Below are 19,355 nucleotides of genomic sequence, written 5' to 3' on the forward strand. Positions count from 1 at the left end.
GTTGCTGCGGTCATCGCGCGCTGTGTGGTATGGCAAGCCCGATCAGCTTTATGTCACATCCCGACGAAAAAGCACTGGAGGGGCCGGACGTGCAACGATCGTAGCTTCGATGCGTTCGGGCGCCAGTTACGGTCGGTCATTTTCAGGAATGGTCACTACAGGCGCAACGCCGGCATCGACCATCCTTGTGGCTCGTCACGCAGTCTGTACCGGGCCATGGTACCGAGCCGTCACCCGTGACATGAATGACGTAGGCGTATTGGCGAGCGCGGAGGGAACAGCACCCAGTTGTTGGCTTCAGGGACGTCGATGTCCCGAAAAGGTCCTTCCCTGACAGCTGATATTCATCGAAGAGGCACCGTCCCGCCGAGCGGCACGGTCTACAGTGATGAAAAGAAGCCGAGTCGAAAAGCTTCGTTAGCCGCCTGAACAGGAGAAGCCGTGATGAGTGATCCGAACGAGAAACCGATTACAGGCTCGACCATGAGCACCGGCGCGCCGGCGCCCAGCGACCGCAACTCCCTCACCATCGGCGCCAACGGCCCGATCATGCTGCACGATGTGCATTTTCTGGAGCAGATGGCGCACTTCAACCGCGAAAAGGTTCCCGAGCGCCAGCCTCATGCCAAGGGTGCCGGTGCCTTCGGTTTTTTCGAAACCACCGAGGACGTGTCCGCCTACACCAGGGCCGCGCTGTTCCAGAAGGGCTGCCAGACCGAGATGCTGGCGCGCTTTTCCACGGTCGCCGGGGAGATGGGCAGCCCGGATACCTGGCGCGATGTGCGTGGCTTTTCCCTGAAGTTCTACACCGACGAAGGCAACTACGACCTGGTGGGCAACAACACGCCGATCTTCTTCGTGCGCGATCCGATGAAATTCCCGCACTTCATTCGCAGCCAGAAACGCCTGCCCGATTCGGGGCTGCGCGACAATCACATGCAGTGGGACTTCTGGACCAACAACCCCGAGTCGGCGCATCAGGTGACCTACCTGATGGGCGATCGAGGCCTGCCGCGCACCTGGCGGCACATGAACGGCTATGGCTCGCACACCTTCATGTGGGTCAACGCCGCCGGCGAGCGGTTCTGGGTCAAGTATCACTTCCATACCGAGCAGGGCATGGCGTTCTTCAGCAATGCCGAAGCGGCCGACATGGCGGGCATCGATGCGGACTACCATCGCCGCGACCTGTTCGAGGCCATTGCCCGTGGCGAATACCCGAGCTGGGAATTGTCGGTGCAGGTCATGCCCTATGCCGATGCCAGGAACTACCGCTTCAACCCCTTCGACCTGACCAAGATCTGGTCGCACAAGGACTATCCGCTGATCAAGGTGGGCCGGATGACGCTCAACCGCAATCCGCAGAACTTCTTCGCCGAGATCGAGCAGGCGGCCTTTTCCCCCGGCAACACGGTGCCCGGCATCGGCCTGTCGCCGGACAAGATGCTGCTCGGCCGCGCCTTTGCCTACAACGATGCGCAGCGCAACCGCATCGGCACCAATTTCCACCAGTTGCCGGTGAACCGGCCCAAGGTGGCGGTGAACACCTACATGTTCGATGGCCAGATGGCCTATGAACACAGCGGCAACGCCCCGGTGTATGCACCCAACAGCGAAGGTCGCAGCTGGGCCGATACCGAGGGGCAGATGAAGGATGGTTGGGAAGCGGACGGCGACATGGTACGCAGCGCCTACACCTTGCACGCGGAGGATGACGACTTCAGCCAGCCGGGCACCCTGGTGCGTGAAGTGTTCGACGACGCGCAGCGCGCCAGGCTGGTCGAACAGGTGGCCGGCAGCCTGCTGGGCGGCGTGCGCAGCCCGGTGCTGGAGCGCGCCTTCGACTACTGGAAGAGCATCGACCCCGACGTGGGTCGCCGGATCGAAGAGAAGGTCCGTGCGGGTGCCGCGCCCGAGCCGGTGCCTGGCATGGGCGAATCCTGAGCCTCACGCACCGGAGTAAATCCAGCCGAACGCAAAAGGCCAGGTCGTGGGACCTGGCCTTTTGCTGTGGTGCAGCGCGGTCAGAGTGGGCCGCTCTCCGCTGGCTCCGGGACCGAGGAGCGAGCTTCAAGGGCCGCGGCAGTGATGAACAGCTCGAATGTCGCCTCGGCGGCGGCCAGCATGGCCGGCCAGCCAAGGGGATGGGCGGCTGCCTCCAGGCGTTCGAGGAAACCGGGCCAGAGCCTGCCGACATCGCCATGTTCCAGGTACCGGGTCGGCGCCCTGGGGACGATCAGATGCAGCCGGCGCGCAAGAACCCGCCCGCCCAGGCGCGAGCCCTCCAGCACATAGGCGGCGCCCCAGCAGCTGGCGGGATCGGGTAGTTGCAACGCCGGTAGCGGCACAGGTAACGGGTCGCCCAGTGTCTGCAGATCGGTCGCCAGCGCCTGGCGTCTGACGCGCGACGGCCAGTCGTCCAGCAGGGCGGTGACGCCCGCCTGCTCCAGTGCGACTTCCAGGCTGCCCAGCACGCGGCTGTGGGCACGCAGGAACCGGCGGTAGCCACCTGGCTGATCGAAGCCGAAACCGGCGTAGGCGGCATCCACCTGTTCATGCAAGGGGGCGGTTGCCGTCCTGAGGCGGGTGCGCCATTCAGCCATTGGCCAGGCTGCCTTCCTGCAGCGCCAGCTGGATCCGTCTGGCCAGTTGCTCCTCGCGGAAGGGCTTCTGAATGATCGGAAAGCCTGCAAGGCCCAGATCGGTCAGCTCCGCATAGCCGGTGACGATGATCACCGGCAGTTCCGGGTAGAGGGCGCGTACGGATCGGGCCAGCTCCCCGCCACTCATGCCCGGCATGGCGTAGTCGGCCAGCAGCAGGTCCACCTCGATGCCTTCGGCCAGCAGCTGTAGCGTCTGCATGCCGCTGTCCGTTTCGGTCACCGTGAAGCCGAAGTTGCGCAGCATTTGCGCCGTCACTTCGCGCACGCTGCGATCATCGTCGGCCAGGAGGATGCTGCGTCCGCCCGTGATGGGCTGCAGGCTTGCTGGCACCACCGGTTCCGCTATCTGCGGTGCGCTGGTGCGCGGCAGGAAGACCTGTACCGTGGTGCCGACGCCGAGCTGGCTCTGGATGCGAGCGCCGCCGCTGGATTGCTTGGCGAAGCCGAACACCTGCGCCAGGCCCAGGCCGGAACCCTTGCCCACTTCCTTGGTGGTGAAGAAGGGCTCGAAGGCCTTGCTCAGTACCTCCTCGCTCATCCCCGTGCCGGTGTCGGTCACCGACAGCATCACGTACTCGCCCGGCGTGGGCTCTTCGGCGCGCAGTGCCGGCTGGTCGATGACCACGTTGCGGGTGCCGAGGGTCAGGCGGCCGTTGACGCCCATGGCATCGCGGGCATTGATGGCCAGGTTGAGGATGATCATCTCGATCTGCGTCGGGTCCACCAGCGCATGCCAGAGGTCGGCCTGCATGTCGGTTTCGATGCGCACGTTGCCGCCCAGGGTGCTCTTGAGCAGGCTGAGCAGTGCCAGCAGGGTCTCGTTGAGGTTGACCTCGGTGGGGGCCAGTTGCTGGCGCCGGGCGAAGGCGAGCAACTGGCTGGTCAGGGTGGCGCCGCGCTCGCCGGCTTCGCGAATGTACTGCAGCCGGCGCAGGCTGCGCTCGGCTGGAACGTTGGTCTCGAGGTCGTTCTGCAGAAAGCTGGTGCTGGTCAGGATGACCGTCAACAGGTTGTTGAAGTCATGGGCGACGCCCGCGGTGAGCTGGCCGACGGCTTCGAGGCGCTGCATCTGCTGCAGGGTCGCTTCGACCCGTTCACGCTCCTGGATCTGTGCCCTCAGCTCGCGGTTGGCTTCGGCCAGCTTGTCGACGGTGGCGATCTCGTTGGTGATGTCGCGGGCCGCCGCGTAGATGCGGCCATCTTCGGCCACGGCGGACCAGGACAGCCAGCGATAGCTGTCGTCGCGATGGCGCATCCGGTTGACGAAGCGATTGGTGACCTTGCCTTTGGCAATGCGGATGTTTTCCGCCATCGAGTCCTGCAGGTCGTCCGGGTGCACCAGCTGACTCAGGGGTTGCTGCATCAACTGCCCGAGCGACCAGCCGAGAATGTGCTCCCAGATGGGGTTTAGCGCGATCGGCATCATGTCGAGCCGGGTGACAGCCAGCAGATCACGCGAAAGCTCCCAGGTACGGTCGCGTTCGCGGGTGCGTTCCTCGACCCGTTCGCCCAGGGTTTCGTTCAGGCGCTTGAGGTTCTGGGTCGCCAGCTGCTGCTCGGTGATGTCCATCATCACGCCGAGGAAGCGGGTACATTCGCCATCTTCGAAGAAGGCCTGTCCGCGGGTCTCGATCCAGCAGATGCGGCCATCTTCACGCAGCACGCGATAGGTGGTGCAGAATTCGCTGTCGCTTTCCTGGGTGATAGCCCGTTGCACCTGCAGGCGCAGGGCTTCGCGATCCTCCGGGTGGCAGAGCTGCTCCAGCAGCGCCATGCTCACGGGCGTATCTGCCGCGAGGCCGAACATCGCGCGGCTGCGTTCGTCCCAGATCAGGGTGTCGCTTGGCGGCTCGTAATCCCACAGGCCCAGGCGTGCGGCGTCGATGGCCAGGCGTGCCCGTACCTCAACCTCGCGCAGCGCCTGTTCCGCGTCCAGCCGCCGCCGCCGCTCGTTGACCTCGCCCAGTGCACGTTCCACCGCCTTGGGCAAAAAGCCGAGGTTCTGCTTGAGGACGTAATCGACCGCGCCGGAGCGCATCATGTTGACGGCGTTCTCTTCGCCGAACACGCCGGAGAGGAAGATGAATGGCGTCTGCGGCGCCAGGTTGCATGCATCCTGCAGTGCCTGGCTGCCTGAAAAGCCTGGCAGGATGAAATCGGCCAGTATCAGGTCGAACTCGCGTCGCTGCAGCGCCTCGACCACGCCGTCATGGTCGAAGACCCGCTCGGCATGCACCAGGGTGTAGCCGTTGCGCTCCAGCGAAAGCTGGGCCAGTTCGGCATCGTGTGGGCTGTCCTCGATGAACAGGACGCTGATGTGCTTTGGCGCTGGCATATTTACCCAGTCAGGGAACGCGGAAGTCGTTGAAACAGCCACCATGCAGCAGCGAGTGACAGATCATTCACTTGGGTCTTCGTGCTGGCGCGACCGCTTGAGCCGCAGGGAGCCAGGCGGAGGCTCATTGAGCACGGCCCAGAAGATCCCTAGGTCGGAAATCGCGGCGACGAAATCCTTGAACTCGACGGGCTTGACCACATAGGCATTCACGCCCAGCTCGTAGGCTTTGAGCAGGTCGGGCTCTTCCCGCGACGAGGTCAGCATGACCACCGGGATGCTGCGCAGCTCAGGCGTCTCGCGCACGATCTTGAGCACTTCCAGGCCATCGACCTTCGGCAGTTTCAGGTCCAGCAGCAACACGGCCGGATTGCCATCGGCCCGCCCGGCATGGTCGCCGGTGCGCTGCAGATAGTTCAGTGCTTCAGCACCATCGCGCATGATCACCACATCGTTCGCCAGCTGGCTACGCTCCAGCGCGATCAGCGTCAGTTCCAGATCGTGGGGGTTGTCTTCCACGAGAAGTATCGGTTTCAGCATCGCTTGTCTCGTCAGGAAGAGAGAGGTGTGTAGGGCAGTTTCGGTAGCGAGAAATAGAAGGTAGCGCCCTGGCCCAGCTCGCCTTCCGCCCAGACTCGCCCATCGTGGCGCTCGATGATGCGCCGCACGCTAGCCAGGCCGATGCCGGTTCCCTCGAACTCTTCCATGCGATGCAGACGCTGAAAAACACCGAACAACTTGCCGGCATATTGCATATCGAAGCCCACGCCATTGTCGCGTACATAGACGGTCACTTCGTTCGAACGTTGCTCGGCGCCGATCTCGATGATCGCCCGCTCGCGGGTGCGGGTGTACTTCACCGCATTGCCGATCAGGTTGCGCAGCGCCATGTGCAGGAACGCCGCATCGGCGACGACTATCGGCATCGGTAGCAGCCGCCATTCGATCTGTCGGTCCTGGCAATCCGGCACGAGTTCGTTGCGGATCGAGGCGACCAGCGCGCCCAGATCCACGTCTGACAACCGCAGCGCGGAGCGTCCCATCTGCGAGAAGCTCAGCAGATTGTCGACCAGGGTGCCGGCAAAGCTGGCCGCGTCGGCGATGTTGTCGAGAAAGCGCATGCCGCGCTCACTGAGGCGATCGCCTTCCAGTTCGCCGAGCAGCTCCGTATAGCCGGCGATGTGCCGCAGCGGCGCACGTAGGTCGTGGGACACGCTGTAGGAGAACGACTCCAGTTCCTTGTTGCTGGCGCGCAGCTCGCCGGCCATCTGGGCCAGCTCTTCGGCCTTGCGCAGCACGATACCCAGCACGGCGTTGCGCAGTTCGAGCGCACCTTCGATCTCCACCGGCTCCCATGGCTTGGCGTAGCCACCGAGAATCTGCTGCCAGCGTTCAAAGCTGTGACGCGGGCTGAGGGCGCCGCTGTGGCGGTCCACCTGTTTTTCCGGCTTGCCCGCCCACTCGACGGTCTTGACCTGTTCGCGGCGGAACCAGATCAGGTAATGCGCGTGAATGCGCGAAATCGAGATCGCCATCACGCCGGCACAGTGCTCGGCGAGGGCGGGCAGGTTGGGGATGTCACGGCTGACGCAGTCGCTGTGATAGACGAGGCGGTCGCGTTGCTCGCCGAGCCATTGGACCAGTTGCATGATCTGGTCGTAGTCGGGAGTTTCACCGATGGTTTCGCAGCTTTCCGAGGAAATGATCGCGGCGCCGTGGGCTCCGGCAAAGGCCAGCGCGACGTGCGGCAGCTGGCGGAAGCCCTCTACGACGCTGTCATGATCGGCCATGGCCGACAGTAGCCGAACGATCTGCTGGCGCAGCTCCAGCTTGCGCTGTGTCAGGGTTTCAACCTCCCTTGCCTCGATCTGCAGTGCCAGGATGCGCCCTAGCAGTTCGCAGGAGGTGCGGGTCTGGTAGCTGACCTGACGGGGGGCGGCATCGTGGCAGGAAATCAGTCCCCAGAGCCGGCCGCGCACGATGATGGAGATCGACAACGAGGCCAGCGTGCCCATGTTGCGCATGTACTGAAGATGTACCGGGGATACGCTGCGCAGGCCCGCAAAACTCAGGTCCAGGGGCTCGCCGCTGGCGGGATTCAGCGCCGGAATCAGCGGTGAGGGTTGATAGTTCGCGTCCTGGATCACGCGGATGAGGTTTTCCCGGTAGAGCTGGCGGGCCTGCGGCGGGATATCGGATGCCGGGAAGCACAGCCCCAGGTAGCAGGCATAGCCCGGGTCGGCTTCTTCGGCCAGCACCGTGCCATTGCCTTCAGCATCGAACTGGTAAGCCTTGACCCGGCCGAACCTGGTGATGCGCTTGACTTCCTTGACGGCCAGTCGGCAGAGGTCGAGCAGCTCGCGGGTTTCCTGCAATTGGGTCACGAAGGTGCGCATCAGCGGGTAGAGCGTGTCGTAGGCGTCACGCGTGTTGCCGGCCTGCTCGAATTCCAGGATCAGCTGGCCATTGCGGCGGTGTGCCATCAGCGCGAAAAGCCGCTCGCCGGCACCTTCGAAGCTCATATCACCCATGTGAAAAGGATTCTGATCATCCTCCGCCAGTGCAGCCAGGCCGGCTTCGATCCGGTCGGTATCGATCAGCGTCGAAAGTGGCTGGCCCAGCAGCGTCCGAGCATCCCGGCCCAGCCAGTGCTGAATGTTTTCGCTGACCTGTTGCAGCCGTAGCCCGGATTCTTCGACTGCCAGCAGAAAGCCGTGTGGCTGGATGCTGCCAGGAATGTGAATGGGTTCTTCGGCGCATCGATCGATGGCATCCAGCAGATCCTGGGCCTCGGTGGTACTCATTGTGTGTCCTTGTTCAGGTCTTGATCCGACCGAAATGACGCGCGGGCATCAATGCGAGTTGCTGCCGGAAAAGGCGGCGGCGGTGGTGGTGTTCTAAGGGTGACGGATTCTTGGACCCGATAAGAGATGGTTCTGCTTCGTCGGGCACTTTAACCCGGCGAAAACGGACGCGCCAATCCACCATGCGTCGAAAAGTGAGCGGGAAAGTGCGCAGATGAAAGGGCAGTTGGGCGCTCGGTAGCGATTTGCGGGAGTGATGGATGGATGAGGCGGACGGTATTGCACCGTCCGCCGATTGGCCTGGTCAGGTCATGAAGTAGAACGCGCCGCAGATCACCACGCCCGAGTACAGCAGCATCATCAGGCAGTAACCCATGATGTCGCGGGCGCCGAGGCCGACGATGCCGAGCAGCGGCAGCGCCCAGAATGGCTGGATCATGTTGGTCCAGGCGTCGCCCCAGGCGATGGCCATGGCGGTGACGGTGGGGGAGACGCCGAGCGCCTGGGCGGCCGGCAGCATGATCGGACCCTGCACCGCCCACTGGCCGCCGCCGGAGGGCACGAAGACGTTGACCACACCGGCGCTGAGGAAGGCCAGCAGCGGGAAGGTGTCGGCCGACGACCAGGAGATGAACGCCTCGGTGATCTGCCGACCGAGGGAGACGCCTTCTGCGTTGGCACCCATCATCATGCCCATGATCCCCGCATAGAAGGGGAACAGCAGGACGATGCCGCCGATGCCGCGCACGCTCTCATCAACCGCGCGCATGTAGCGTTCGGGCGTTCCGTGCAGCAGCAGGCCGCAGAACAGGAAGATGGCGATCACCACGTCCAGGCCGAGCACGAAGCCCTTGCTGCTGAAGTGGTTGAACAGGTAGATGGCCGCCATGGCCACCAGTGCCAGGCCGAGGATGCGGCTGTCGTCCAGGCGCTGCGCCGGGGTTTCCCGCAGCGGCTGTTCGGCGCGCGACTCCACCAGCTTGGCCGGGTCGGCCACCTTGGCGTTCTGGCGCGGGTGCATGGCGCGGTTGAGCAGCGGCAGGCCGATGACCAGCAGGGCGACGATGGTCAGGTTCAGCGGGGTGAACAGGGTTTCGGTGATGCCGACGGGCTCGGTGAGTACGCCGGCCGTCATGCGCGCCAGGTCGGGACCTCCGCTGGCCAGCGACAGCGGGACAGAACCCGCCAGGCCGCCGTGCCAGACCAGGAAGCCGGAATAGGCCGAAGCCACCAGCAGCGGGTAATCGACCCCCTGCACCTGGCGGGCCAGGGCGCGAGCGAATACGGCGCCGATCACCAGGCCGAAGCCCCAGTTGACCCAGCAGCCGACCAGCGCCACCAGAGTGACCATGATGATGGCCTGTCCGGGTGTGCGGGCCATGCCGGCCAGGCGGTCGAGTTGACGGTTGACCATCGGCGCGCTGGCCAGGGCATGGCCGGTGACGAAGATCAGCGACATCTGCATGGCGAAGCCGAGCAGGGTCCAGAAGCCCCCGCTCCAGTGCTGCACCATGCCGGGCAGCGACTGGCCGGTGGAGAGCATGCCTGCAATCAGCACGGCGAGGGTGAGCAATGCGGAAAACACGAAGGGTGAGGGCAGGTAGCGTTGTACCAGACTCACGCTCCAGCCTGTGAGAGTGTTGAACATGAATGATGCCTCTTCTTATGTCTGTTTCTTATGTTTGTGGACAGGCGCTTTTCGATCGGGCCTAGGGTCTGTTGCCGTTTCGTCGCGAGCCGCGTTGCTGCGAGAAATGGCGCCAGGTTAGGCGTAGGACGCAGGTAATGGCATTCCCTTGCCAAGTCCTACAACGACAGCTGGCGCCATTTCCCGCGCAACCCTTCGGGCCGGGCCTGTTTTTACGCGATGCGGCGTTATTCGTCGTTCATTTGGAATGACCAAACTTCGCTCCTCATGCCTTGCCTCGCGTAAAAACAGGCGCCGGCGCGGCCGCGCACGAAATGGCAACAGACCCTAGCGACGCCCGTGTGCGGCAGCTTGGTGCCGCAGCCCGGTCGCGGGACCGGGCTGGTTTCAGTCTCCTTTGTGGATCAGCGTTCGACGGCCAGCGCCACACCCTGACCGCCGCCGATGCACAGCGTGGCCAGCCCCTTGTGGGCATCACGGCGGATCATTTCGTGCAGCAGGGTGACCAGGATCCGGCAGCCGGAGGCGCCGATCGGATGGCCGAGGGCGATGGCGCCGCCGTTGACGTTGACCTTGGCGGCGTCCCAGTTCAGTTCCTTGCCGACCGACAGCGACTGGGCGGCGAAGGCTTCGTTGGCCTCGATCAGGTCGAGCTGCTGGATATCCCAGCCGGCCTTGGCCAGCGTGCGGCGGGTGGCGTCCACCGGGCCGATGCCCATGATCGCCGGGTCGACGCCGGCACTGGCGTAACCGGCGATGCGTGCCAGCACCGGCAGGCCGAGGGCCTGGGCCTTTTCCGCGCTCATCAGCAGCACTGCGGCGGCGCCGTCGTTGAGGCTGGAGGCGTTGCCCGCGGTGACGCTGCCGTCCTTCTTGAACGCCGGCTTGAGCTTGGCCAGCGCCTCGGCGGTGGTGCCGGCGCGCGGTTGCTCGTCGACGGCGAAGGCCAGGGGCTCGCCCTTGCGCTGGGGAATCAGGATCGGAGTGATCTCGTCGGCGAAACGCCCGGTTTCGATGGCCGCTGCGGCCTTCTGCTGCGAGGCGGCGGCGAAGGCGTCCTGCTCCTCGCGGGACAGGTTGTACTTCTCCACCAGATTCTCGGCGGTGATGCCCATGTGGTAGTCGTTGAAGGCGTCCCACAGGCCATCCTGGATCATGGTGTCGACGATCTTGCCATGACCCATGCGCAAGCCGGTGCGGGCGCCGGGCATGACGTAGGGCGCCAGGCTCATGTTCTCCATGCCGCCGGCGATCACCACCTCGGCGTCGCCGCAGCGGATCGCCTGGGCCGCCAATTGCACGGCCTTGAGGCCCGAGCCGCAGACCTTGTTCAGGGTCATGGAGGACACGCCGTGGGGCAGGCCGGCCTTGACCGCCGCCTGGCGCGCGGTGTTCTGCCCGGCGCCGGCGGTGAGCACGTGGCCGAGGATCACCTCATCGACCTGTTCGCCCGGCACGCCGGTCTGCTCCAGCAGGCGCTGGATCACGGCGGCGCCGAGGTCGACGGCGGGCACATTGGCCAGCGCGCCCTGGAAACTGCCAATCGCGGTGCGCGTGGCGGCAACGATGACGACGTCTTGCATGGTGGTTACTCCGCTCGGTCGAAGGTCATTTCCGGGACATGCTCGGGCACGATCAGGCGCCCGGCGGTTTTCTCGATGATTTCCTCGACGCTCACCCCCGGCGCGCGCTCGCGCAGGACGAAGGCGCCGTCTTCGATTTCCAGGTAGGCGAGGTCAGTGAGCACCTTGCGGATGCAACCGGCGCCAGTCAGCGGCAGCGAGCAGCGGTCCAGCAACTTGGATTCGCCGTTCTTGGAGGCGTGGGTCATGGTGACGATGATGTTCTCGGCACCGGCCACCAGGTCCATCGCGCCGCCCATGCCCTTGACCAGCTTGCCGGGGATCATCCAGGAGGCGATGTTGCCTTGCACGTCCACTTCGAAGGCGCCGAGCACGGTCAGGTCGACGTGGCCGCCGCGGATCATGGCGAAGGATTGGGCCGAGTCGAAGATGGCCGCGCCGGGCAGGGCGGTGACCGTCTGCTTGCCGGCGTTGATCATGTCCGCATCCAGCTCGGCCTCGGTGGGGAAGGCGCCCATGCCGAGCAGACCGTTCTCCGACTGCAGCATCACGTCCATGCCGGCCGGCACGTAGTTGGCCACCAGGGTGGGAATGCCGATGCCGAGGTTGACGTAGTAACCGTCTTTCAATTCGCGCGCCACGCGCTGCGCCATCTGTTCGCGAGTAAGTGCCATGGGGAGCTCTCTTCTTGTAGTCGGGCTTCGTGTAATCGTGAGGGGGATCAGTCGCGCAACGTGCGCTTCTCGATGCGCTTCTCGAAGCTGCCCTGGATGATGCGATCGACATAGATGCCCGGCGTGTGGATCTGGCTGGGCTCCAGCTCGCCGGGCTCGACGATTTCCTCTACTTCGACCACGGTGATCTTGCCGGCGGTGGCGGCCAGCGGGTTGAAGTTCTGCGCGGTGTGGCGGTACATCACGTTGCCGAAATGATCGGCCTTCCAGCCTTTGACGATGGCGAAGTCGCCGCGGATGGCGTGCTCGAGGATGTAATGACGTCCGTCGATTTCACGCACTTCCTTGCCTTCGGCGACCGGCGTGCCGTAACCGGTCGCGGTGTAGAAGGCCGGAATGCCCGCACCGCCGGCGCGCATCTTCTCCGCCAGGGTGCCTTGGGGGGTGAGTTCGACTTCCAGCTCACCGTTGAGCAGCTGTTGCTCGAACAGGGCGTTCTCGCCGACGTACGAGGCGATCATCTTGCGGATCTGGCGATCTTCCAGCAGCACGCCGAGGCCGAAGCCATCCACGCCGCAGTTGTTGGAAACCACGGTCAGGTCCTTGACGCCGCGCCGGCGGATTTCCGCGATGAGGTTTTCCGGGATGCCACACAGGCCAAAGCCGCCGGCCAGCACGGTCATGCCGTCCGTGAGCCCTGCCAGGGCCTCTTCATAGGTACTGACGCGTTTGTCGAGTCCCGCCATGGTGCTTGTTCCTCTTTCTTGTTCTGTTTCGATACCGGTTGTCTCTACCGGCTGCCTCTACCTGAATATCGAGCCAGCTTCCACCTCTCTGATTCATTTGTTAAGTTTGTTTTTGTGATCTATTGATTTGCGAAACAAATTAATGACTGTCAAACAGCTGCGCGCCTTCCTCGCTGTCGCCCAGACCCTGAGCTTTGCCCAGGCCTGTGAACGCCTGCATCTGTCGCAGCCGGCGCTGAGCCTGGCGATCAAGAGCCTCGAGGAATCCATGGGCGGCCAGTTGCTGATCCGCAGCACCCGCAGCGTACGCCTGACGCCCGAAGGCGAAGTCCTGCTGCCCATCGCCCGGCGCCTGTTGACCGACTGGGACAATGCCGAGGATCTGCTGCGTCAGCATTTCACCTTGCAGCGCGGCACCGTGAGCATCGCCGCCATGCCGTCGTTCGCCGGCAATCTGCTGCCCGACGCGCTCAAGGTGTTTCGCGGTCGATACCCGAAGATCAACGTCGCGGTGCATGACCTGATCAACGAGCGGGTGCTGGAAATGGTGCGCAGCCGGCAGGTGGAAATGGGCATCGCCTTCGAGCCGGAGGCGCTGGACGGGCTGGAGTTCATCCCTTTCTACACCGATCGTTTCGTTGCCGTGGTGCCGGCCGATTCACCCCTGGCGCAGCGCGAACGGCTCGACTGGGACGAGTTGCTCGCCCAGACCTTCATCACCCTGCAACGGCCCTCCGCCGTGCGCCTGCTGCTGGAGCACAGCCTGGCGGCCCGGCGGCGCAAGCTGGTGGTGGGGTTCGAGACCCATCAGCTGGCGACCGTCGGCCGCCTGGTGGCCAACGGCCTGGGCGTCAGCGCGGTGCCGTCGCTGTGCATCCGCCAGATGCAGGAGCTCGGCGCCCGTTGCGTGCCCTTTCACGGGCCCCAGGTGGAACGCCGCATCGGCCTGCTGCGCCTGACCGATCATTCACTGTCCAGCGCCGCCCAGGGCCTGGCCGATGTGCTGGTGAGCATGACCGACTGGCCGGACCTGCAACTGCTGCGCCCGTCCTGAACTGCCTTCATACCGTAGGGCCGAATTCATTCGGCCGGTCGACAGAGGCCGGACAAGTCCGGCCCTACAGGCGGCTCGCTCGTGACGGAGCCCGGTCTGCTTGCTCAGAGCTTGGCGATGGATACCTCCGTGGATTTCACGAAGGCGATCACCTCGCTGCCGACATCCAGCTCCAGCTCGCGCACCGAGCGGGTGGTGATCACCGAAGTGACGATGCCGGCGGCGGTCTGCACGTCGATCTCCGACAGCACGTCGCCGAGGACGATTTCCTTGATGGTGCCCTTGAACTGGTTGCGGACGTTGATGGCCTTGATGGTCATGGCATTCTCCTGATGAGCTTGCTTAAAGCGCCCAGCGCAACTGCGTGGGCAAGGGGTTGACGGGTTCGGGACGTTCGGCGAGCGGCGGGCGTTGCAGCACGCGGTCGAGTACCCGGGCTTCCAGCGCGGCCAATGTGGCCGAGCCGCGGTTGCGTGGGCGCGGCAGGTCCACGGCGAGGTCGAGGCCGATGGCGCCGTCCTCGATGAGGATCACCCGGTCGGCCACCGCCACCGCTTCGCTGACATCGTGGGTGACCAGCAGCACGCTGAAGCCATGCTGCAGCCAGAGCCGCTCGATCAGTTGCTGCATCTCGATGCGGGTCAGCGCATCCAGCGCCCCCAAGGGTTCGTCCAGCAGCAACAGGCGCGGCTGGTGGATCAGTGCGCGGGCCAGCGCCACGCGCTGTTTCTGCCCGCCGGACAAGGCCGCCGGCCACTCGTTGGCGCGTTCGGCCAGGCCGACCTCGGCCAGCGCCTGATCGGCCCGTGGCCGCCAGTCGCCGACCAGGCCCAGGCCGACGTTGTCGATCACCCGCTTCCAGGGCAGCAGGCGCGCGTCCTGGAACATCAGCCGCACCTCGTCGCGGTTGTCCGCCAGGCGCTCGCCGGCGCTGTCGATGGCGCCCCGGCTCGGCTGGTCCAGCCCGGCCAGCAGGCGCAGCAGGGTGCTCTTGCCGCAACCGCTGCGGCCGACCACGGCGACGAACTGGCCGGCCGGAATCTGCAGGTCGATGCCCTGAAGCACCTCGCGTTCGCCGAAGGCCTTGCCGATGCCTTCGATGGCCAGAGGAATGCCCTGGCGAATGCTGTGCAGCGCGGTCATTGTGCACCTCCCTTGACCTGGTAGGCCGGGTGCCAGCGCAGCCAGGCACGTTCCAGCCCACGGGCGGCGACGTCGGCCAGCTTGCCGAGTACCGCGTAGAGCAGGATTGCCAGCACCACCACGTCGGTCTGCAGGAACTCGCGGGCGTTCATCGCCAGGTAGCCGATGCCGGAGCTGGCGGAAATGGTTTCAGCGACGATCAGCGTCAGCCACATAAAGCCCAGGGCGAAACGCACGCCGACCAGGATCGACGGCAGCGCGCCGGGCAGGATCACCTGGCGGAACAGGGCGAAGCCGGACAGCCCGTAGCTGCGCGCCATCTCCACCAGCGCCGGGTCGACGTTGCGGATGCCGTGATAGGTGTTCAGGTAGATCGGAAACAGCGTGCCGAGGGCGACCAGGAAGATCTTCGCGCTCTCGTCGATGCCGAACCAGAGGATCACCAGCGGGATCAGCGCCAGGTGCGGCACGTTGCGGATCATCTGCACCGAGCTGTCGAGCAGGCGTTCGCCCCATTTCGACAGGCCGGTGATAAAGCCCAGCAGCAGGCCAAGGCCGCCGCCGATGGCGAAGCCGATGCCGGCGCGCCAGCCGCTGATGGCCAGGTGCGTCCAAATCTCGCCGCTGCGCAGCAGCTCCCAGCCGGCACCGAGTACCGCACTCGGCGCCGGCATGATGCGCGTGGACAGCAGCCCGAAGACCACCGCCCCCTGCCAGGCCAGCAGCAGCGCCACGGGCAAGGCCCAGGGCGCCAGGCGCAGGGCGAGGTGTTTGATCGTGATGTTCATGCCCTACCTCGAATCATCGTTTGGTCTACCGGACAGGGCACCGATTGGTGCCTGCCTTCCTCGATAAGTGGCCACATCCCTGCGGCCTCGTGCGCTCCCTGCGCAACCCTTCCAGTCCGTAGGGTGGAAAACTCGCGCAGCGATTTTCCACGCGTACTGGGCATCGACTCCGTGTTAGTCCCCGCGCTTCTCCGCGTGGATGGCTTCGGCCATTCACCCTACGTCTGGCCGGATGTTCCACGTGGAGCGTCAGCCGGCGGCGGCCGCCTTCGGCAGGATGTCGCTGGAGATCATTTCGCCGAACGGGCTGACGTAGCCGCGGCTTTCCGGGTGTTGCGGCTGGGCGACGTCCAGGTGCGGGAACAGCAGCTCGGCGACGCGATAGCTCTCTTCCAGGTGCGGGTAGCCGGAGAAGACGAAAGTATCGATGCCGAGATCGGCGTATTCCCTGACCCGCGCCGCCACCGTCGGGCCGTCGCCGACCAGAGCGGTGCCGGCGCCGCCGCGCACCAGACCGACCCCGGCCCAGAGGTTGGGGGCGACGACGAGCTTGTCGCGGCGTCCGCCATGCAGCGCCGCCATGCGCTGCTGGCCGACCGAGTCGAAGCGCGCCAGCGAAGCCTGGGCCTTGGCGATGGTGTCGTCGTCCAGGTGGCTGATCAGGCGGTCGGCGGCGGCCCAGGCTTCTTCGTTGGTTTCGCGCACGATCACATGCAGACGGATGCCGAAGCGCACTGTGCGGCCCTGCCTGGCAGCGCGGGTGCGCACGTCGGCGATCTTCTCGGCCACGGCTTCCAGCGGCTCACCCCAAGTCAGGTACAGCTCCACCTGTTCGGCGGCCAGCTCATGGGCGGCTTCCGACGAGCCGCCGAAATACAGCGGCGGGCGCGGCTGCTGCACTGGCGGGTAGAGCAGTTTGGCGCCCTTGACCTGGATGTGCTTGCCGGCGTAATCCACCGTCTCGCCCTCCAGCACCCGGCGCCAGATGCGGGTGAATTCGACGGCGGCTTCGTAGCGTTCGGCATGGCTCAGATTGAGGCCGTCGGCTGCCAGTTCGTCCGGGTCGCCGCCGGTGACCAGGTTGAACAGCGCGCGACCGTTGGACAGCCGGTCCAGCGTCGCCGCCTGGCGCGCCGCCACGGTGGGCGAGATGATGCCCGGACGCAGGGCGACGAGGAATTTCAGTTGCTGCGTCAGCGGGATCAGCGAGGCGGCCACCAGCCAGGAGTCCTCGCAGGAACGGCCGGTGGGGATCAGCACGCCGCCGAAACCGAGGCGGTCGGCGGCCTGGGCGATCTGCGTGAGGTAGCCGTGGTCGACGGCGCGGGCGCCTTCGGCGGTGCCCAGGTATTTGCCGTCGCCGTGGGTGGGCAGGAACCAGAAGATATTCAGACTCATGAAAAATGCTCCGTGTGCGGTGCAGCGCGGCAGACGGGTGTCCGCCGCGCCGGGGAAGTCGCTGTCGCTTACTCGGGGTACGGGTTATTCGGGGTGCTGGGCGATGGTCTTGGGCGGCGTCCAGATCACGTCACCGATGGCGAGCTTCTTCGGAATCAGCCTGAGCGCGGTGAAGGTGTCGGCGATGTCCTGCTGGGCGCGCACCACCGCCGGGGTGATCGGCCTGGCGCCGTAGCCCTGGCGAATCACCGCCTTGCGGGTGATCGCGCTGGACAGGCCCAGCAGCGGTGCCACCTGGGCCGTGGCCTCGTCCGGGTTGGCTTCGACCCAGGTGCCGATATCGCGGATCTCGTCGATGAGGGTGGTGATCACCCGCGGGTGGTTTTCGGCGAAGGGCCGTGCCGCCAGGTAGAACTGGTGATTGCTGACCAGGCCCTGGCCGTCGCGCAGGGTACGGGCCTGCAGCTGCTCTTCGGCGGCGGCCTGGAAGGGGTCCCAGATCACCCAGGCATCGACGCTGCCGCGCTCGAACGCGGCGCGCGCATCGGCCGGCGGCAGGTAGACCGGCTGGATATCGCTGTACTCCAGCCCGGCCGATTCCAGCGCGCGCACCAGCAGGTAATGCACGTTGGATCCCTTGTTCAGCGCGATCTTCTTGCCCTTGAGCTCGGCCAGCGAGCGGATCGGCGAATCCTTCGGCAGCAGGATCGCCTCGCCGGAAGGTGCCGGCGGCTCATGCGCCACGTAGAGCAGGTCGGCGCCGGCGGCCTGAGCGAACACCGGTGGTGTCTCGCCGGTGACGCCGAAGTCGATGGAGCCGACGTTGAGCCCTTCCAGTAGCTGCGGGCCGCCGGGGAATTCGGTCCAGCGTACCTCGAAGCCCTGATCGGCCAGGCGTGTCTCCAGCGTGCCGCGGGCCTTGAGCAGCACCAGCGTGCCGTATTTCTGATAGCCGATCCGCAGAACATTGTCCTGCTTCGATTGAGCATGTACCTGGGTGATGGCGCCGAAGGAAATGGCCGCGGCAAACAGGGCGACCAGTCCTCGACGCAAGGTGTGGGTGCGCATGGCACTCTCCTTTGCAGTCTGGATTTGGAATTACGGCCTGCTTGCCCGTTGGCGGGCGAGTAAGGCTTTTTTTAGCGGCAAGCTACAAGCTTCAAGCGGCAAGTAAAGGCCCCCGCCGGGCTTCAGCTTTTAACTTGCAGCTTGTGGCTTGAAGCTTGCCGCTGCTTTAAATGCTCCAGCGTGCGCTGGTCAAACGTTCGTGCAGCAATTGCGGATCGTGCGGCGGCTGCCGGCGCGCCAGTGCCGCAGACAGCTGCTGCAGCGATTCCTCCAGGCGCTCCTGCAGCTCGGGCGCCAGGCTGGCCGGGCGTCCGGCTTCGGCATAACCGATCTGCGCATCGACGGCGTACACGCCGTGCAGCATTTCCTGCGCCTTGAGCGCGGTCAGCACCGGCTTGAGCGCATAATCCACCGCCAGCATGTGCGCCACGCTGCCACCCGAAGCCATCGGCAACACCACCTTGTGCGCCAGGGCGCGCTCGGGCAGCAGGTCCAGCAGCGTCTTCAGCGCCCCGGCGAAGGACGCCTTGTACACCGGCGTGGCGATGAGCAGCCCATCGGCCGCTTCGACATGCTCAATGAAGCGCTGCACCAGCGGGCTGTCGAAACGGCCGTGCAGCAGGTCCTGGGCATCGAAGTCACGCACGCCGTAGCGCACCAGCTCGACACCGCGCCGCTGCAACCAGTCGCCGGCGATATCCAGCAGAACGCCGGAGCGCGAGCGCTGGCTGGGACTACCGGCGAGAGAGACGACCAACATGGGCGCTATCCTTCTGCTCGCTCAACGGTTGGGCTGCGGCGTCAGGCGCAGGTACGGCTTCACCGCACGGTAGCCCTTGGGGAAGCGCCGCTGGATTTCTTCCTCGTCCTTGAGCGACGGCACGATCACCACCTCGTCGCCGACCTGCCAGTTGGCCGGGGTGGCGACCTTGTGCTCGTCGGTCAGCTGCAGCGAATCGATCACCCGCAGGATCTCGTTGAAGTTGCGCCCGGTGCTCGCCGGGTAGGTGATGGTCAGGCGCACCTTCTTGTTCGGGTCGATGACGAACAGCGAGCGCACGGTCAGGGTGTCGTTGGCATTGGGGTGGATCAGGTCGTACAGCTCGGACACCTTGCGGTCGGCATCGGCCAGGATCGGGAAATTCACCGCGGTGCTCTGCGTCTCGTTGATGTCGTCGATCCACTTGATGTGCGAATCCACCGGGTCCACCGACAGGGCGATGGCCTTGACGTTGCGCTGGGCGAACTGGTCCTTGAGCTTGGCGGTGAAGCCCAGCTCCGTGGTGCACACAGGGGTGAAGTCGGCGGGATGCGAGAACAGCACGCCCCAGCTATCGCCGAGCCATTCGTGGAAACGGATGCGGCCTTCGTTGGAATCCTGTTCGAAGTCGGGGGCGATGTCGCCGAGACGGATGCTCATGGTGGTGCTCCTTGAGAGGGTTGTCGGCGAT

The 19,355-nt window shown here is 65.2% G+C and carries 17 protein-coding genes; 2 read left to right on the plus strand and 15 right to left on the minus strand.

The window, feature by feature from the left end; genetic code table 11:
- Window positions 1-444 precede the first annotated feature (444 nt).
- Window positions 445-1,944 (plus strand): catalase, encoded by a 1,500-nt coding sequence (locus tag EA795_RS00070; protein ID WP_122074897.1) that lies wholly within the window; start codon window positions 445-447, stop codon window positions 1,942-1,944.
- 80 nt (window positions 1,945-2,024) lie between these two features.
- On the opposite strand, the gene EA795_RS00075 is transcribed toward EA795_RS00070, so the two are convergent.
- From EA795_RS00075 to EA795_RS00110, 8 genes are all read right to left on the minus strand, one after another.
- Window positions 2,025-2,603: a biliverdin-producing heme oxygenase gene (locus EA795_RS00075; protein ID WP_122074899.1), complete on the minus strand. Its 579-nt coding sequence runs from the start codon at window positions 2,601-2,603 to the stop codon at window positions 2,025-2,027.
- Window positions 2,596-4,998 (minus strand): response regulator, encoded by a 2,403-nt coding sequence (locus EA795_RS00080; protein WP_122074901.1) that lies wholly within the window; start codon window positions 4,996-4,998, stop codon window positions 2,596-2,598. Before EA795_RS00080 ends, EA795_RS00075 begins: the two co-directional genes overlap by 8 nt.
- Before the next feature lie 63 nt (window positions 4,999-5,061).
- Complete coding sequence (locus tag EA795_RS00085; protein WP_122074903.1) at window positions 5,062-5,538, minus strand: response regulator; 477 nt, start codon at window positions 5,536-5,538, stop codon at window positions 5,062-5,064.
- Window positions 5,539-5,549: 11 nt separating this feature from the next.
- A complete protein-coding gene (locus tag EA795_RS00090) occupies window positions 5,550-7,802 on the minus strand; it encodes an ATP-binding protein (RefSeq protein WP_122074905.1) in 2,253 nt (750 codons plus the stop codon).
- Window positions 7,803-8,106: 304 nt separating this feature from the next.
- Entirely contained in the window at window positions 8,107-9,450 is a 1,344-nt protein-coding gene (locus EA795_RS00095) for a short-chain fatty acid transporter (RefSeq protein WP_122074907.1), read from the minus strand.
- A 404-nt stretch (window positions 9,451-9,854) separates the two neighbouring features.
- Window positions 9,855-11,033 (minus strand): acetyl-CoA C-acetyltransferase, encoded by a 1,179-nt coding sequence (locus EA795_RS00100; protein WP_014854654.1) that lies wholly within the window; start codon window positions 11,031-11,033, stop codon window positions 9,855-9,857.
- A gap of 5 nt (window positions 11,034-11,038) precedes the next feature.
- Window positions 11,039-11,707 carry a CoA transferase subunit B gene (locus EA795_RS00105; protein WP_014854653.1) on the minus strand — a complete coding sequence of 223 codons (669 nt, stop codon included), beginning with the start codon at window positions 11,705-11,707 and terminating at the stop codon, window positions 11,039-11,041.
- 47 nt (window positions 11,708-11,754) lie between these two features.
- Window positions 11,755-12,453, minus strand: a complete 699-nt coding sequence (locus EA795_RS00110) for a CoA transferase subunit A (RefSeq protein ID WP_014854652.1) — start codon at window positions 12,451-12,453, stop codon at window positions 11,755-11,757.
- Between the two features lie 142 nt (window positions 12,454-12,595).
- On the opposite strand from EA795_RS00110, the gene EA795_RS00115 reads away from it, so the two are divergent.
- A complete protein-coding gene (locus EA795_RS00115; RefSeq protein ID WP_014854651.1) occupies window positions 12,596-13,507 on the plus strand; it encodes a LysR family transcriptional regulator in 912 nt (303 codons plus the stop codon).
- Window positions 13,508-13,611: 104 nt separating this feature from the next.
- Here EA795_RS00115 and EA795_RS00120 read toward each other — a convergent pair whose 3' ends face one another.
- The 7 genes from EA795_RS00120 to EA795_RS00150 form a co-directional block, all read right to left on the minus strand.
- A complete protein-coding gene (locus EA795_RS00120; RefSeq protein ID WP_014854650.1) occupies window positions 13,612-13,827 on the minus strand; it encodes a TOBE domain-containing protein in 216 nt (71 codons plus the stop codon).
- A 22-nt stretch (window positions 13,828-13,849) separates the two neighbouring features.
- Window positions 13,850-14,650: an aliphatic sulfonates ABC transporter ATP-binding protein gene (gene ssuB / locus EA795_RS00125; RefSeq protein WP_014854649.1), complete on the minus strand. Its 801-nt coding sequence runs from the start codon at window positions 14,648-14,650 to the stop codon at window positions 13,850-13,852.
- On the minus strand, window positions 14,647-15,438 hold the full coding sequence (gene ssuC / locus EA795_RS00130; protein ID WP_122074909.1) for an aliphatic sulfonate ABC transporter permease SsuC: 792 nt from the start codon (window positions 15,436-15,438) through the stop codon (window positions 14,647-14,649). The genes ssuB and ssuC overlap by 4 nt, the downstream gene beginning before the upstream one ends.
- Window positions 15,439-15,687: 249 nt before the next feature.
- On the minus strand, window positions 15,688-16,836 hold the full coding sequence (gene ssuD, locus EA795_RS00135) for an FMNH2-dependent alkanesulfonate monooxygenase (RefSeq protein WP_014854647.1): 1,149 nt from the start codon (window positions 16,834-16,836) through the stop codon (window positions 15,688-15,690).
- 84 nt (window positions 16,837-16,920) lie between these two features.
- Complete coding sequence (locus EA795_RS00140; RefSeq protein ID WP_014854646.1) at window positions 16,921-17,904, minus strand: sulfonate ABC transporter substrate-binding protein; 984 nt, start codon at window positions 17,902-17,904, stop codon at window positions 16,921-16,923.
- Between the two features lie 166 nt (window positions 17,905-18,070).
- A complete protein-coding gene (gene ssuE, locus EA795_RS00145; RefSeq protein ID WP_014854645.1) occupies window positions 18,071-18,664 on the minus strand; it encodes an NADPH-dependent FMN reductase in 594 nt (197 codons plus the stop codon).
- Window positions 18,665-18,685: 21 nt separating this feature from the next.
- Window positions 18,686-19,324, minus strand: a complete 639-nt coding sequence (locus EA795_RS00150; protein ID WP_014854644.1) for a peroxiredoxin — start codon at window positions 19,322-19,324, stop codon at window positions 18,686-18,688.
- Between the last annotated feature and the right edge of the window lie 31 nt (window positions 19,325-19,355).

The sequence above is a fragment of the Stutzerimonas nitrititolerans genome, from assembly GCF_003696285.1.
Taxonomy (GTDB): Bacteria; Pseudomonadota; Gammaproteobacteria; order Pseudomonadales; family Pseudomonadaceae; genus Stutzerimonas; species Stutzerimonas nitrititolerans.

Bases quoted from the DNA above. Each gene is read 5' to 3' on its own strand.
- ssuD (WP_014854647.1), bottom strand. From the start codon at position 16,836: ATGAGTCTGAATATCTTCTGGTTCCTGCCCACCCACGGCGACGGCAAA.
- EA795_RS00090 (WP_122074905.1), bottom strand. From the start codon at position 7,802: ATGAGTACCACCGAGGCCCAGGATCTGCTGGATGCCATCGATCGATGC.
- ssuE (WP_014854645.1), bottom strand. From the start codon at position 18,664: ATGTTGGTCGTCTCTCTCGCCGGTAGTCCCAGCCAGCGCTCGCGCTCC.
- EA795_RS00120 (WP_014854650.1), bottom strand. From the start codon at position 13,827: ATGACCATCAAGGCCATCAACGTCCGCAACCAGTTCAAGGGCACCATC.
- ssuC (WP_122074909.1), bottom strand. From the start codon at position 15,438: ATGAACATCACGATCAAACACCTCGCCCTGCGCCTGGCGCCCTGGGCC.
- EA795_RS00080 (WP_122074901.1), bottom strand. From the start codon at position 4,998: ATGCCAGCGCCAAAGCACATCAGCGTCCTGTTCATCGAGGACAGCCCA.
- EA795_RS00100 (WP_014854654.1), bottom strand. From the start codon at position 11,033: ATGCAAGACGTCGTCATCGTTGCCGCCACGCGCACCGCGATTGGCAGT.
- EA795_RS00085 (WP_122074903.1), bottom strand. From the start codon at position 5,538: ATGCTGAAACCGATACTTCTCGTGGAAGACAACCCCCACGATCTGGAA.
- ssuB (WP_014854649.1), bottom strand. From the start codon at position 14,650: ATGACCGCGCTGCACAGCATTCGCCAGGGCATTCCTCTGGCCATCGAA.
- EA795_RS00095 (WP_122074907.1), bottom strand. From the start codon at position 9,450: ATGTTCAACACTCTCACAGGCTGGAGCGTGAGTCTGGTACAACGCTAC.
- EA795_RS00150 (WP_014854644.1), bottom strand. From the start codon at position 19,324: ATGAGCATCCGTCTCGGCGACATCGCCCCCGACTTCGAACAGGATTCC.
- EA795_RS00105 (WP_014854653.1), bottom strand. From the start codon at position 11,707: ATGGCACTTACTCGCGAACAGATGGCGCAGCGCGTGGCGCGCGAATTG.
- EA795_RS00070 (WP_122074897.1), top strand. From the start codon at position 445: ATGAGTGATCCGAACGAGAAACCGATTACAGGCTCGACCATGAGCACC.
- EA795_RS00140 (WP_014854646.1), bottom strand. From the start codon at position 17,904: ATGCGCACCCACACCTTGCGTCGAGGACTGGTCGCCCTGTTTGCCGCG.
- EA795_RS00110 (WP_014854652.1), bottom strand. From the start codon at position 12,453: ATGGCGGGACTCGACAAACGCGTCAGTACCTATGAAGAGGCCCTGGCA.
- EA795_RS00115 (WP_014854651.1), top strand. From the start codon at position 12,596: ATGACTGTCAAACAGCTGCGCGCCTTCCTCGCTGTCGCCCAGACCCTG.
- EA795_RS00075 (WP_122074899.1), bottom strand. From the start codon at position 2,603: ATGGCTGAATGGCGCACCCGCCTCAGGACGGCAACCGCCCCCTTGCAT.